Genomic DNA, 13,315 nt, shown 5'->3' on the forward strand with positions numbered 1-13,315 from the left:
TTCAACATGGTAAACAAAATTTTAAAAGCGCCCGAAGGTCCTCCAAGTGACGTTGAGCGCATAAAAGATGAAAGTAATTATTTACGCGGTACATTAGGAGAAACAATGCTAGACCGCATCAGCTCAGGTATTTCTGAAGACGATAATCGTTTGATGAAGTTCCACGGAAGCTACTTACAAGATGATCGAGATCTTCGTAATGAACGTCAAAAACAAAAGCTAGAGCCAGCTTACCAATTCATGCTTCGCGTTCGTACGCCAGGCGGTGTTTCAACACCAGAACAGTGGCTAGTGATGGATGATTTAGCACAAAAATACGGAAATGGAACGTTAAAGCTGACAACTCGTCAGGCGTTCCAAATGCACGGAATTTTAAAGTGGAACATGAAGAAAACGATTCAAGAAATTCATGCTTCTTTATTAGACACAATTGCAGCTTGCGGAGATGTAAACCGTAACGTAATGTGCAATCCGAATCCATATCAGTCAGAAGTGCACGCTGAAGTATTCGAATGGTCAAAAAAATTAAGTGATTATTTATTGCCTCGTACAAGAGCGTACCACGAACTTTGGCTAGATGAAGAGAAAGTAATTAGCACACCGGAAGTGGAAGAAGAAGTGGAACCAATGTATGGTCCGCTCTATTTGCCAAGAAAGTTCAAAATTGGCGTAGCTGTGCCACCTTCTAACGATATTGACGTGTATTCACAAGACCTTGGCTTTATTGCCATTTTAGAAGACGAAAAACTTGTTGGATTTAACGTAGCAATCGGCGGCGGTATGGGTATGACGCACGGGGATAAAGCAACTTACCCTCAGCTTGCAAAAGTGATTGGCTTCTGCCGACCTGACCAAATTCTAGAAGTAGCGGAAAAAATCATTACGATTCAACGTGATTACGGAAACCGCTCTGTGCGTAAAAACGCGCGTTTTAAATACACGGTTGATCGTCTTGGATTAGAAACGGTAAAAGAAGAGCTTGAAAACCGTCTGGGCTGGAGCTTAGACGAAGCAAAATCTTATCACTTTGATCATAACGGAGACCGCTACGGCTGGGAAAAAGGTGTGAAAGGAAAATGGCACTTTACTCTTTTTGTTCAAGGTGGACGTATTGCTGACTTTGAAGACTATAAGCTTATGACGGGTCTTCGTGAAATTGCAAAAGTTCATAGCGGTGATTTCCGTTTAACGGCCAATCAAAATTTAATTATCGCGAACGTATCCACTCAAAAGAAAAAGCAAATTAGTGACTTGATTGAACAGTATGGATTAACAGACGGCAAGCATTATTCGGCTCTTCGCCGCAGCTCATTAGCTTGCGTATCGCTTCCGACTTGCGGGCTTGCGATGGCAGAAGCTGAGCGTTATCTTCCAGTTCTTCTTGAGAAAATTGAAGCAATTGTAGATGAAAACGGTCTTCGTGATAAAGAAATCACGATTCGTATGACGGGCTGTCCTAACGGCTGTGCACGTCCTGCTTTAGGTGAAATTGCTTTTATTGGTAAAGCACCGGGTAAATACAATATGTATCTTGGAGCAGCATTTGATGGCAGCCGCTTAAGCAAAATGTATCGTGAAAATATCAGTGAAGAAGAAATTTTAAATGAACTGCGCGTCTTACTTCCTCGCTATGCAAAAGAAAGAGAAGAAGGCGAGCACTTTGGTGACTTTGTCATCCGCGCTGGAGTAATTGAAGCTGTAACAGACGGCACGAATTTCCACGCATAATACGTATGACGGGACTTTTCTAACTTACAGAAAAGTCCCTTTTTCTATTTTAGTATTCTCTAATAAATACAGCTACTCCAAATACCCCTAATCTTTCAGCAGTAATTTGTTCAAAGCCGTTGTCAAGTAAACAATGAGCTGCAGTGCGGTAGCGCTGACCTTGAGCTAATGAGCCTCCGCAAGGATTTGCGCGGCCAATTACCGTTGCTTCTACGATGGTACGAGGAGCTTGTCTATCCAAAGGATTTCGCTCCCACAGAATTGTCACCACATCCGGAGGACGCGGAATAGATACATTACCCGTGTGTTCATGCATAGCCATCACCTCCTTACCCTATAGTAAATGCAAAAAATCACAGACTGCTTGTACACACGCTGATTTTTAGTAAAAAAGGCGTTTGGCTATGCCTAACTTAACCAATTTCATAGCAATGAGGTGATGAATAGAAACGGCTGGTAGAAAAAAAGAATGCTATAATGTAAAAGAAAGGAATTTTTATCAAGGAGGGAGAAACATGCAGCAAAAACGAGTAGCGGTTATTACAGGGGGAGCAAGCGGAATTGGCAAAGAAACTGCCTTAAAGTTTGCGCAAAAAGGAGACGCCGTGGTCATTGGTGATTATGATGAAGGGAAAGGCAAAGAGACTCTTCAAAAAATTGAAGAAGCGGGAGGCCACGCTTTATTTGTGCAAACGGACGTCACCAAGTTTGAAGAAGTGGAAGCACTGATTGAGAAAACGGTGAATACATTTGGACGAATTGATGTGATGTTTAACAATGCAGGGATAGGACGTCCTACATCTATTTTAGATCAAGACTTAGAAGAATATCACCGTATTATTAATGTGAATCAGCACGGCGTTACATATGGGATTATGGCAGCAGGCAGGAAAATGAGAGAGTTAGGTATTAAAGGTGTCATTATCAATACGGCCTCTATTTTTAGCTTCTTAGCCTCACCCGGAACGTATGCTTATCATGCAACAAAAGGAGCTGTTGTGATGATGACAAAATCAGCTGCGCTAGATCTCGCTAAATACGGTATTCGCGTCGTCGCCGTTGCGCCAGGATTTGTTGATACGCCTATTATTCAAGGCTATAAAGACAACGGTATGATTGAAGGAATGAAAGCGAAAACAATGAGCAGAGAGCTCACTAATCCAAAACAAATTGCAGATATGGTTTATTTGCTGTCCTTAGAAGAAGCGGGAGCTGTAAACGGCAGTGTCATAATGGCTGATGATGGGTATGCGGCGTTTAAATAAAACGAAAAAGGATTCTTTTCTTAAAAAGAATCCTTTTTTTATTATGTAGGAGGCAGGGAGCTATAAACAAGCGTATCGTAAGCTTTTCCGTTTTGATACATATAGTTTTTTAACACTCCTTCTTGTTGAAACCCGAGCTTTTCAAGCACGTGCTGAGATGCCTTGTTTTCAAGAAACACAACAGCTCCAATCCGCACTAGCTGAAGGGTATCAAATCCATAAGCCATAACAGCCGAAGCAGCTTCCGAAGCATAGTCGTGACTCCAGTGCTGAGGGTGTAGCTCATAGCCAATTTCCGCGCGCTTATGCTTTTGGTTCCACTGATTCAATCCAACTGTCCCGATTAGTTCCCCCGTATCGAGCCGTTCGATTCCCCAGCGCAAACCTTTTTGATTTCTGTAGTTTTCAGCAAAAATATCAATCAGCACCAAAGCTTCTTGGAAAGTTGTGAATTTTTCTTGCCCGTAATATTTGATAACTTCTTCCTGAGAAAAGCAGTCGAAAATAGTATCTGCATCCGCTTCTGTTATTTCACGCAGTTTAGTGCGAGGTGTAGAAAGAATAGGAAACATATTTTTCTCCTTTCTATTTTATATAGAAAGATTTCGGCAGCTTGGAAAAAATCCCTTTTATTTTATTTTTCTGTTATAAATTAAGTAGAGATATGAGCTAAATGACTAGGAAAAAGATAGGAACAGCTTCTAAATAACGCAAACATTTGTTACGTGCTAGCACTAAAAACAGTATACTAAAAAAACAAAAAGAGCTAGCTGTACGTAGAGCAGCTAGCTTTCCTGTAGCAAAGAACCTATTTCTTGGTTAACTGATTGCGATCTTCAATTTGAGGAGGCTCTTCAAGCCATCCGTTTTGAATCATAATTTTTCCGCCTTCTTTTGCCAAACTGTAAATGTCTTTTGCAAGCTGGAGCATCTTTAATGGCAAATCACTTCTTAAACTAAAGGCTCCTCCTAAGGCGTTACTCCCCAGACCGAACGTACTCAAAAGACTCGTATTGTACATCATCAGCTTATCTGAAAAAGGAGGAACGGTTGAATTCGTCGCTTTTCCAGCATGAGTAGCCGGAGGTTCTATGTAGCTATGGCGTAAAATATCACCTAATTCTGTTTCAATTTTCTTCGAAAGCTTCATACCCCTGACAAAATGCTGCTGTGCCTCTTTGTTGTTGGCTACTTGAGCAAAACCAATCATCAGCTGCATTCCTACAAGATTTGTATCAACAGCATGTTGAATAAGTGACACTTCAATGGTATTCAACGATCTTTTTTCGCTAAACCAGCTCAATCCGCCTATATAATTTTGCGCATGGACAAAATGGACTTCCTTCGGCATAGAAACGTATGGGGGTTTTGCGATGACACCCGTTTCTAACAATACTTGTGTGGATTGATTGTATATGTTCTGTGCTTCTGCTGTTGCCTCTACGAAGAAATTCCGGATATCTTCTCGGTAAGACATGGTCGAATGCAAAGCAAACAGTCCTGTTTCAATTTGAGACATTAAGCGTATATACATAACTTCAAACATATGGTCGTATAGCTTAGGAACTCCTACATTCACGTCATCTTTCGTAAAACCAATTGGGATAACAGCGCCTTCGTTCTCAAATATTTCTTTTATTTGCGCTACACTTTTTAAAGATCGGCTGTAATATAGCTCAAAAAGTTCTTTGTAATCCTGTTTATCTTCCAGAAAATATTCTAAGAACCTCAAAATCATCGTTTTTTCCTGATAAGTCATCCATAAGTTAGCGAGCTCCGAGGACGTGAGCGGCGGAAGTTTTGATGTGCTCATTGTACACATTCCTCCTGAAAATAGTGATATGTAAATATGTATAGCTTCCTTAGTATTTCTTTTATTTATAGGAATATTCTTCTTTTTACTTTACTGAAAAAGATTCATTAGCTGTTATTATAGTAAGATAGTTGAAGGAAATAAAACTTACCAACAAGTCAGTTGTATGATAACTGATATGAATAAAACTAAGTTTTTCTATTACTTTAAATAATTTGACAATTGGTGTTATTCTTACTATTATGGAAACATAAGTTTTACATATATTTCTAGAGTTCAGCAACACATTCTAGCAGCACTATAAGTAAGGAGCTTACGATGAAGCACATTGTCCAAGCAACAGATCATCCTAGAACGAAAGAGACGTTAAAAGAAGATTTATGCAGGTTAGGCATCACACAAGGGATGACTATCATGGTTCATTCTTCACTATCTTCATTAGGGTGGGTAAACGGAGGTTCAGTAGCCGTTGTTCAAGCTTTAATGGAGACAGTGACAGAGGAAGGAACGATCGTTATGCCGTCACAGTCGGTCGATCTTTCGGATCCATCAGAATGGGGCAATCCGGCTGTGCCAAAAGAGTGGTGGGAAAATATTCGGGAAACGATGCCTGCATATGATCCAGCCCACACGCCAACAAGCGGGATGGGACAAATCGTGGAAACTTTTCGAACATATCCTGGCGTAAGAAGAAGCAGCCATCCAATGTATTCATTCGCCGCTTGGGGAAAGGACAGCGAAGACATCTTAAGAGATCATCCCCTTGAATTTAGTTTAGGCGAAAATTCTCCTCTTGAAAGGCTTTACAAAAAACATGCCTTTGTTTTATTATTAGGTGTCGGGTTTGGGAATAATACTTCTTTTCATCTAGCAGAATATCGGATTCCATATCGAAATGTGATTCAAAAAGGATCTCCAGTTATAGATTCAGGAAAGCGAGTATGGAAGACGTATAAAGAATTAGAGTTTCGAGAAGGGCTGTTTGAAGAGATAGGTGAAGCGTTTATTGAAGCAAAAGGAATAAAAGCTGAAAAAATTGGTTCAGCACGTGCATACTTCTTTTCAATGCCTAAAGCCGTCGATTTTGCTGAAACGTATTTGAAAGCGCTATAGTGAACGGTTGTATATTTTCTAAGTTGTCTGTATATCAGACAACTTGAAGTGAGACAAACAAGAGTTGCCGACACGTCTAGACTTTATATTAACAAAGCGCAGCAGTGGTTTAAGCAAGATAGTTTACTTTTTATGTTTCTTGTTTCATAATGGCACTTGTCTGTGAATTTATTCAGTCAGGTTGTCTTACAATTATGGAGATAAAAAGCAAGTGTTAAATAAATTCATTAAAAAATTTAAATGTATAGAAAAAAAGGAGAGAATACAATTATGTCACTACGTGATCAAGCACTACATATGCATCAAGAAAAACAAGGTAAGTTAGAAGTTAAATCAAAAGTTGAAGTTCAAAACGCTCAAGATTTAAGCTTAGCTTACTCTCCGGGAGTAGCAGAACCTTGTAAAGAAATTCATGAACATCCAGAAACGGTGTATGATTACACAATGAAAGGAAACATGGTCGGCGTTGTGACAAATGGTACTGCTGTTCTTGGTCTTGGAAACATCGGACCTGCGGCTTCACTTCCCGTTATGGAAGGAAAAGCAATTTTATTTAAAAGCTTTGCAGGCGTAGATGCATTCCCAATTGCACTTGATACAACAGATACAGATAAAATTGTTGAAACTGTGAAATTAATGGCTCATACATTCGGAGGCATTAACTTAGAAGATATCGCAGCTCCACAGTGCTTTGAAATTGAAGAGCGCCTGAAAAAAGAAGTAGATATTCCTGTGTTCCATGATGATCAGCACGGTACAGCAATCGTAACGGTAGCAGGACTTGTAAATGCATTAAAAATTGTAAACAAATCAATGGAAGACTTAAAAATCGTCTTAAACGGAGCAGGAGCTGCCGGCATTGCTATTACAAAACTTCTTTATTCTTACGGCGTACGTGACATGATCATGTGTGATACAAGAGGTGCTATTTATGAAGGCCGCCCTCAAGGTATGAACAAAGTGAAAGCTGAAGTGGCTTCTTATACAAATGTAAACAAAGAAAGCGGTACGCTAAGCGATGTAATTAAAGGCGCAGATGTATTTATCGGCGTATCTGCAGCAGATGCATTATCTCAAGAGATGGTTAAATCAATGAATGAAGATGCAATTATCTTTGCGATGGCAAATCCTAATCCCGAAATCAAGCCAGACGCTGCAAAAGAAGCAGGAGCGGCTGTTATTGGAACAGGTCGTTCAGACTTCCCTAACCAAGTAAATAACGTTCTTGCATTCCCTGGAATTTTCCGCGGTGCGTTAGACGTTCGCGCTACTCATATTAACGAAGAAATGAAAAAAGCTGCTGTTGAAGCAATTGCAGCCCTTATTACAGAAGAAGAGCTAAACGCAGATTACGTGATCCCTGGACCATTTGATCCTCGCGTAGCACCAGCTGTAGCGGAGTCTGTAGCAAAAGCAGCAATGGATTCAGGCGTTGCCCGTATTACAATTGATCCAGCACGTGTAAAAACACATACAGAACAATTAACAAAAATCGAAAACTAATAACGGATAAAAAAGCCCTTTGAAACAGCGTTTCAAAGGGCTTTTAGGTTAAAGACCTGCTGTAACCCCAGTGAAATCTAAACGTAACACCATTTCATCTCCTATATGATGTACAATAAAGAGAAAAGAACCCAGGTTTTGTATCATAAAGGGAGGAACCAAGATGTACACCGTATTTTCAACATTTAATGTACCGGATGAAAAAGCTGAAGAAGTGATTGGAATTTATAAAAATCGTTCAAAATCAGTCGACGAGGCTCCAGGATTTGTAGACTTTCTACTTCTTCAAAACGATAAGCGAGCAGGGGAGCTCACCGTTCAGCTTACATTTGATACGAAAGAGAATTATTTAAGCTGGGTACGAAGCGAAGATTTCAAGCGTATTCATGATTTAGAGAAAAAGTACCCTGATCAAGAACTGGCAGCCGTCATCCCAAAAGTTTCTCAGTACAAAGTGGTGGCACGATGAGTTCACTTCCCGTTAATAAGATCGTCGAAAGAGTAACGGAGAAAATCTACGAGTTAGAACCTTCTTTGCTCGAAAAATTCGGAGAGCGCGGCAAAGAAAGATGCCATGAAGATAATCATTATCATATGAAGTATCTCGAGACAACATATAAGTTAGACAACCTGCAAATTTTTACGGACTATGCCTTATGGTTAAACAATTTACTCACAAGCCGAGGCATGAAAACACAGCATATTATTGATAATTTTAATTTTATACAAGAAGCGCTGTTTGAACTAGATAATTACGGTGATAAACAAGTACAGGCGTATGTGACTTACTTAGAAGAAGCGAATCATATATTGAAGCAACAGCAGCTTTAAAAAGAAGCTAGGACCAAAGTGTTTTAGTTGAAAGAAAATCCGAACGCGTTTGATTCTTGATAAAGAATTCAACCCGTTCGGATTTTTTCATTGGTAGGGTGAACGTAGGTTTCCTGGATGTCGTTATGTTTCATTTTTTGTTTTACATATGTATAAAGGTGGAAATAAAAAAGAAAAAGGAGAATACATATGCAAAAACAGCTAACAAAAGGAATCCTGTCCTTAGTCACTCTCTGTATGATTGGAAGTGCGGCAGCCTGTTCAGGTGAACCGGCTAACAAGACAAAATCAGACAATCATAAAGCAGAGGAAAAACCAATTGAAGACCGTCAAGAATTGATAAAGCTACAGCAGTATTCCAATGACCCAGACATTAAAAAGGGGAAAGAAGAAGATTTTGACTTGATCGGTACGTTAAAAAAAGACGCTAAAAAAGAAATGACGCTGAGTATTGATGATCAACTTGTTAAAGTACCAAAGAGCTCTGGGATGGAAGTGGAAGGCTCACAGCTAAAAAATATGCTTAATAAAGAAGTAGAAGCTGAGATTGACGCAGCTACACAAGAAGCAATTAGTATTGAATTAACTCCAAAAGCAAAAGCAGATAAAGATGGCGTGTACGAACAAGATGGAAACGAACGTAAAGTTGTGGGTATTTTTATAGAAGAAAGTAACAAACATATAACGGTAAAAGTTCCAAACGGCAAAAAAACGTATCAAAAAAGCACAGATTTTGAAAAAGAAGAAAAAGGCAGTTTAAAAGAAAAGACGGTATACCTTGAAATCAACTCAGCTAACGAAGTAGAAAGTATAGAAAAAGAAGACCGTGAATAAATAAAGCTACAGTTCTTCTTTCCCTCCTTGCTCTCTTGACTTTTCGAACTGTCTCACTTAACGTTACAGTAGAGAAAGAAAAAAGGTGGTTTATGGAAGATGAACAGTGAATTTACCATTGCCGTGCACAGCTTAGTGTTCCTAGCAAATTTACCAGATCACCGAGCAAGCAGTGAATCGATTGCTTATAATATCTGTACCAATCCTGCACGGGTTCGGAAAACAATGAGTACACTCAGAAAAAACAACTTGGTTCGGACAAAAGAAGGGCTAGGCGGCGGTTATACTTTAGGCTGCAGCCCTGCTGAAATAAGTCTTGGGCTGATTTACCGAGTTATATCGACAGGAACGTTGAAGCCTCACTGGTGCAGCGGCGACCCTGACGCTGACTGTATTGTGAAATCAAACATTCAAACAGTGATGGACGACATTTTTACAGAAAGTGAGCAAAGCGTAATCAGGCATCTAGATCAAATTACGATCGAAGACGTGCTGAAAAAAGTTAGAACTGCTCACTAAGAAGCACCTTGCTTATGCAAGGTGCTTTTGTTATGACTCTTTGGAAGCTGCTGTTTCATTCACTGCTGCTTTTAAGTCATCATTTACTTTTCTTCCATTCTCTAAATACTCTGTTTTGAAGCCGCTTTTTAAAGCCCATGTGTAGAAGAGAAGAGAAACAACAACAATAATCCCCATATCCCATCCATATTTAATAACATTAAGACCGCCAAACTTTTCGCTTCCAAGCCATGAAATAGTCATCATACAAAGTAAGTATACAACCATCCATACGCCGCCTTTGAAGTTCTGTCGAAAGCCTTTCCATTTAGCCTTTGCTTGATAATAAAAATAAATAGGAAGGCCGATTAAAATAATAAACAAAACTTGTCCAGTTAGCGGCCAGCGCGCCCAATATAGCGTTAAAGAAGCAAAAATAAAACCAAGCGGCGCAATGATGCTTAATCCCTTTAAACGAAGGGGACGATATAAATCGCTGCCAGTTCGTCTTAGCGTCATAACCGTAACAGGACCTGTAATGTAAGAGATAAGCGTAGCGACTGAAATAATTTCAGCAAGCACGCCCCAGCCCCGAAATAAAAACAAAAAGACAAGAGCAACAGCTAAGTTAAAAAACATGGCTTGACGCGGAACACCATAAATCGGATGAAGGCGTCCTAGGACACTTGGCAAATATTTATTTTGTTCCATACCATAAATCATTCGAGCAGTAGTAGCTGTATACGTAATACCTGTTCCAGATGGTGAAACAAACGCATCTGCATACAGGACAATGACAAGCCAGTTAATGTTAAGGGCAATGGCTAAATCTGCAAACGGAGAGTTAAAGTTTAAATGACTCCATCCCTTCGCAATATCAGAAGGATTTACAGCCCCGATAAATGCAATTTGTAGAAGCAAATAAATGACTGTAGCAACTAAAATTGAGCCTACTACCGCAATCGGAATAGAACGGCCCGGATTTTTTGCTTCTCCCGCCATATTAATAGGGCTTTGAAAACCGTTAAAAGCAAACACAATCCCAGACGTAGCAACTGCTGTAAGCACGCTAGCCCAGCCGTTTGGTGCGATGCTGCTTCCAGAAGTGAAGTTCTCGCCGTGAAAGCCTACAAATAAAAGTGCTCCGATTGTAAGTCCCGGTATAACAATTTTAAAAATAGTAATTAACGAGTTGGCTTTGGAAAATAGTCCAACTGTCCAATAATTCAGTAAAAAGTAAATAATCAATAGCACAGTAGCGATAGCTAATCCTTCGCCAGTTAACGTTCCTTTTTCTACGAGGTGGCTTGTCCACTGTGCCCACTTCCAAGGCCACGAACTCATATACTGTACAGAAGCTACTGCTTCGACTGGAATAACGGATACAATCGCAATCCAGTTTGCCCAAGCAGCAATAAAACCAATAAACGAACCGTGTGAGTACTGCGTATACTTGACCATCCCGCCGGCTTCGGGAAACATGGATCCTAATTCACTGTAAGAAAGTGCAATAAATAAAATAACGACCATTCCAATGACCCATGATAAAATAGCAGCCGGCCCTGCAATTTGAGCTGCTCGCCACGCTCCAAATAACCAGCCGGAACCAATAATTGATCCAAGTCCCGTCATGGTTAACGCGAATGTTCCCATTCTTCGATGTAAATTGTTCATCTGACTAACACCTTTCATGTAAAATAAGTCTTTCGTTTAAACGTTGTTGCTTTATTATTATTATTCTGAAATCTTTAGCTGTCAACTTTTGTCGTTACATGCAGTTCTTAATACCTATTGATTTCCAGTTATGCAGGACAGCTATCCTCAACCTTTCTGTCATAGCAATTAAAGCGCTTTACTTTCTTTTTCATCCTACAAGAAACCCTACAGAAATAGATAAAAACCGACAAAAAGTTATCAAGTTCGTATCTTATGCACTAGCAATATGAAAAAATTAGGGGATAAGTGGTAGTTATATTCCCTAAAATTGTGAAGAGAAAACACACTTCATAATAAAGCCCCTTTTGAATAGCGGAATAAATACCTTCAAAAGGGGTAAGAATTGGCTTTTTGAGCCTTTATCTTTCTTGATGTTTATACTCGAGTAATTTTACGACGTTTTCTACATCATTTTCAGCAGAAAGGTCGTTGATATTCACTTTGTAAATAAGCGTATCCGTTGCAAAGAATTCATCTTCTCCCTCAGGTTTTACTTTCAAGTTTAAGATTTTTACCCGCACAATATGAGTGAACTTACCGCCTTTACCTGGCTGTATTTCACCCATTTGTATTCCGATATCATCTTTTTTAATCGGGCGAACTTTTACTTTTTTATGCTGTTTACCGTACACCTTCTCATAATGAGAAGTAATATCTTGATGTACCCAAGGTTCAAGAGATTGATAAATAAAATCTTTTACAACAGGCTGACTTACGTGTGATTCTATATTTTCTTCTGGTATATTTTCTTCTGCGGAAATGGAAAGCGTAAAACAAAAAAAGACAAATGCTGCTAAAAATAAAAATTTTCCCACGAAAAAACCCACCTTACCTGTTCGTTTATGTAGCTGATTTTCTAGATCTGCCTCTTTATCTTTTGAACAAAAGCAGGAAGGTATGCACAATTTTTTTGTGGAATTTACCTTATTAAAAATCAATTTAGTTTAAATAAAATATGTTCTAAATAATTGATTGAAAATTCGAACGCGTTTATGGACAAAAAATAGCCAAGTGCGCCTTTACATAAGGACACTTGGCTATTTTCATGAACATCTTATGCTGCTGTTTTCTTATTGCCTTTGAAAATAAAATAAAGAGCCAATAACATAAATGCCACACCAATCCAGCGGGATAGATCAAAGGGTACTTCTTTGCTTCCAAACCAGCCAAAATGGTCGATAATCATACTTGCAAATAACTGACCGATAACAGTTGAAATATTAGCTGCTGTTACGCCAATTTTAGGAACGGCTAAAACGGTGAGAAACAAATAAGATGCTCCGAATAAAGCGCAAGTAAGCTGCCATTTAGGGACATCAAAAACAGAGAGAATGTTTCCTTGTCCAAAGAAGACCACGACAATCGTTAAAATCATGGCACCTGTTGCAAAGGTTAAAAAAGCTGTTTCAAACGTACCTGTTTTTTTACTTAAAGTACCGTTAATAGAAGACTGAGCGCTTAGCGTTAATCCTCCTATTAAGGTAAGTATCACCATCAATAAACTCATTGTAAAACCCTCCTAGAAAATAAGTACAAGCGCAATTCCCATACATACAATAGCCATTACGCGTTCTTTGTTAATTTTAATTTTGCTGCTGCCAAGCCAACCAAAATGCTCAATGATCATGCTTGTAATCATTTGGCCCACAATAACCGCAACCATTGAAACGCCAATTCCGATAAAGGGGATACTAATCACTAGAATCGTTAAATAAACCGTACCTAATAATCCACCGGTTAAATTCCACTTAGGCGCTTTTAAGACGTAAGGTAAATCTCCCTTTCCAGCAAATAAAGTGGTCAGACCTAAAATGAGCGTTCCCATGATAAAAATATAATAACTGCTTTCAAGTTTTCCAACTGTTTTTCCGAGTTCTCCGGCAATGGCGCCTTCCATACTTAAAGCAGCGCCGCCTAAAACCGCAACTAAATAAACCAACAACTTCACGTTTATCACTCCAATATTTCTTTATATTTGTATATCTAGAAAAATAGATATAATGAGTGAAAAAAA

15 protein-coding genes are annotated in these 13,315 nt (G+C 39.2%); 8 read left to right on the forward strand and 7 right to left on the reverse strand.

The annotated features are described in order from the left end of the window. The first annotated feature begins 6 nt into the window (after positions 1–6). Positions 7–1,728: an assimilatory sulfite reductase (NADPH) hemoprotein subunit gene (gene cysI / locus ACH6EI_RS08800; protein ID WP_099000333.1), complete on the forward strand. Its 1,722-nt coding sequence runs from the start codon at positions 7–9 to the stop codon at positions 1,726–1,728. 49 nt (positions 1,729–1,777) lie between these two features. On the opposite strand, the gene ACH6EI_RS08805 is transcribed toward cysI, so the two are convergent. After that, complete coding sequence (locus tag ACH6EI_RS08805) at positions 1,778–2,044, reverse strand: hypothetical protein (protein ID WP_028414399.1); 267 nt, start codon at positions 2,042–2,044, stop codon at positions 1,778–1,780. Between the two features lie 199 nt (positions 2,045–2,243). Between ACH6EI_RS08805 and ACH6EI_RS08810 the strand changes: the two genes are divergently transcribed. Continuing rightward, positions 2,244–2,993 (forward strand): SDR family NAD(P)-dependent oxidoreductase, encoded by a 750-nt coding sequence (locus ACH6EI_RS08810; protein ID WP_028414398.1) that lies wholly within the window; start codon positions 2,244–2,246, stop codon positions 2,991–2,993. A gap of 41 nt (positions 2,994–3,034) precedes the next feature. Here the strand turns inward: ACH6EI_RS08810 and ACH6EI_RS08815 are convergent, their stop codons facing one another. Next, a complete protein-coding gene (locus ACH6EI_RS08815; RefSeq protein WP_108674787.1) occupies positions 3,035–3,565 on the reverse strand; it encodes a GNAT family N-acetyltransferase in 531 nt (176 codons plus the stop codon). Between the two features lie 236 nt (positions 3,566–3,801). Further along, positions 3,802–4,806, reverse strand: coding sequence for a DUF3231 family protein (locus ACH6EI_RS08820; RefSeq protein ID WP_028414396.1), 1,005 nt, complete (start codon positions 4,804–4,806; stop codon positions 3,802–3,804). A gap of 318 nt (positions 4,807–5,124) precedes the next feature. Between ACH6EI_RS08820 and ACH6EI_RS08825 the strand changes: the two genes are divergently transcribed. The 6 genes from ACH6EI_RS08825 (at position 5,125) to ACH6EI_RS08850 (ending at position 9,606) form a co-directional block, all read left to right on the forward strand. Beyond that, on the forward strand, positions 5,125–5,919 hold the full coding sequence (locus ACH6EI_RS08825) for an AAC(3) family N-acetyltransferase (RefSeq protein WP_028414395.1): 795 nt from the start codon (positions 5,125–5,127) through the stop codon (positions 5,917–5,919). A 270-nt stretch (positions 5,920–6,189) separates the two neighbouring features. Then, complete coding sequence (ystJ, locus tag ACH6EI_RS08830) at positions 6,190–7,422, forward strand: NADP-dependent malic enzyme (RefSeq protein ID WP_014459372.1); 1,233 nt, start codon at positions 6,190–6,192, stop codon at positions 7,420–7,422. Between the two features lie 163 nt (positions 7,423–7,585). After that, positions 7,586–7,891 (forward strand): antibiotic biosynthesis monooxygenase family protein, encoded by a 306-nt coding sequence (locus tag ACH6EI_RS08835; RefSeq protein WP_013057785.1) that lies wholly within the window; start codon positions 7,586–7,588, stop codon positions 7,889–7,891. Beyond that, positions 7,888–8,253 carry a hypothetical protein gene (locus ACH6EI_RS08840; protein WP_025751140.1) on the forward strand — a complete coding sequence of 122 codons (366 nt, stop codon included), beginning with the start codon at positions 7,888–7,890 and terminating at the stop codon, positions 8,251–8,253. Before ACH6EI_RS08835 ends, ACH6EI_RS08840 begins: the two co-directional genes overlap by 4 nt. A gap of 189 nt (positions 8,254–8,442) precedes the next feature. Next, complete coding sequence (locus ACH6EI_RS08845; protein WP_028414394.1) at positions 8,443–9,087, forward strand: hypothetical protein; 645 nt, start codon at positions 8,443–8,445, stop codon at positions 9,085–9,087. Positions 9,088–9,186: 99 nt separating this feature from the next. Then, entirely contained in the window at positions 9,187–9,606 is a 420-nt protein-coding gene (locus tag ACH6EI_RS08850) for an Rrf2 family transcriptional regulator (protein ID WP_028414393.1), read from the forward strand. Between the two features lie 30 nt (positions 9,607–9,636). On the opposite strand, the gene ACH6EI_RS08855 is transcribed toward ACH6EI_RS08850, so the two are convergent. From ACH6EI_RS08855 to ACH6EI_RS08870, 4 genes are all read right to left on the reverse strand, one after another. Beyond that, positions 9,637–11,259 carry a glutamate/serine transporter AimA gene (locus ACH6EI_RS08855; RefSeq protein WP_028414392.1) on the reverse strand — a complete coding sequence of 541 codons (1,623 nt, stop codon included), beginning with the start codon at positions 11,257–11,259 and terminating at the stop codon, positions 9,637–9,639. Positions 11,260–11,660: 401 nt separating this feature from the next. Beyond that, positions 11,661–12,116, reverse strand: coding sequence for a hypothetical protein (locus ACH6EI_RS08860; RefSeq protein ID WP_028414391.1), 456 nt, complete (start codon positions 12,114–12,116; stop codon positions 11,661–11,663). 239 nt (positions 12,117–12,355) lie between these two features. Next, the gene (locus ACH6EI_RS08865; RefSeq protein WP_013057779.1) at positions 12,356–12,808 is read right to left on the reverse strand and encodes a DMT family transporter; all 453 of its coding nucleotides are present in this window, start codon (positions 12,806–12,808) and stop codon (positions 12,356–12,358) included. A 12-nt stretch (positions 12,809–12,820) separates the two neighbouring features. Continuing rightward, on the reverse strand, positions 12,821–13,249 hold the full coding sequence (locus tag ACH6EI_RS08870; protein ID WP_028409192.1) for a DMT family transporter: 429 nt from the start codon (positions 13,247–13,249) through the stop codon (positions 12,821–12,823). Positions 13,250–13,315 lie beyond the last annotated feature (66 nt).

The organism is Priestia sp. JSM ZJ58, assembly GCF_044383985.1.
In the GTDB taxonomy this organism is placed as follows: Bacteria; Bacillota; Bacilli; order Bacillales; family Bacillaceae_H; genus Priestia; species Priestia zanthoxyli.

Bases quoted from the DNA above. Each gene is read 5' to 3' on its own strand.
- cysI (WP_099000333.1), top strand. From the start codon at position 7: ATGGTAAACAAAATTTTAAAAGCGCCCGAAGGTCCTCCAAGTGACGTT.
- ACH6EI_RS08805 (WP_028414399.1), bottom strand. From the start codon at position 2,044: ATGCATGAACACACGGGTAATGTATCTATTCCGCGTCCTCCGGATGTG.
- ACH6EI_RS08810 (WP_028414398.1), top strand. From the start codon at position 2,244: ATGCAGCAAAAACGAGTAGCGGTTATTACAGGGGGAGCAAGCGGAATT.
- ACH6EI_RS08815 (WP_108674787.1), bottom strand. From the start codon at position 3,565: ATGTTTCCTATTCTTTCTACACCTCGCACTAAACTGCGTGAAATAACA.
- ACH6EI_RS08820 (WP_028414396.1), bottom strand. From the start codon at position 4,806: ATGAGCACATCAAAACTTCCGCCGCTCACGTCCTCGGAGCTCGCTAAC.
- ACH6EI_RS08825 (WP_028414395.1), top strand. From the start codon at position 5,125: ATGAAGCACATTGTCCAAGCAACAGATCATCCTAGAACGAAAGAGACG.
- ystJ (WP_014459372.1), top strand. From the start codon at position 6,190: ATGTCACTACGTGATCAAGCACTACATATGCATCAAGAAAAACAAGGT.
- ACH6EI_RS08835 (WP_013057785.1), top strand. From the start codon at position 7,586: ATGTACACCGTATTTTCAACATTTAATGTACCGGATGAAAAAGCTGAA.
- ACH6EI_RS08840 (WP_025751140.1), top strand. From the start codon at position 7,888: ATGAGTTCACTTCCCGTTAATAAGATCGTCGAAAGAGTAACGGAGAAA.
- ACH6EI_RS08845 (WP_028414394.1), top strand. From the start codon at position 8,443: ATGCAAAAACAGCTAACAAAAGGAATCCTGTCCTTAGTCACTCTCTGT.
- ACH6EI_RS08850 (WP_028414393.1), top strand. From the start codon at position 9,187: ATGAACAGTGAATTTACCATTGCCGTGCACAGCTTAGTGTTCCTAGCA.
- ACH6EI_RS08855 (WP_028414392.1), bottom strand. From the start codon at position 11,259: ATGAACAATTTACATCGAAGAATGGGAACATTCGCGTTAACCATGACG.
- ACH6EI_RS08865 (WP_013057779.1), bottom strand. From the start codon at position 12,808: ATGAGTTTATTGATGGTGATACTTACCTTAATAGGAGGATTAACGCTA.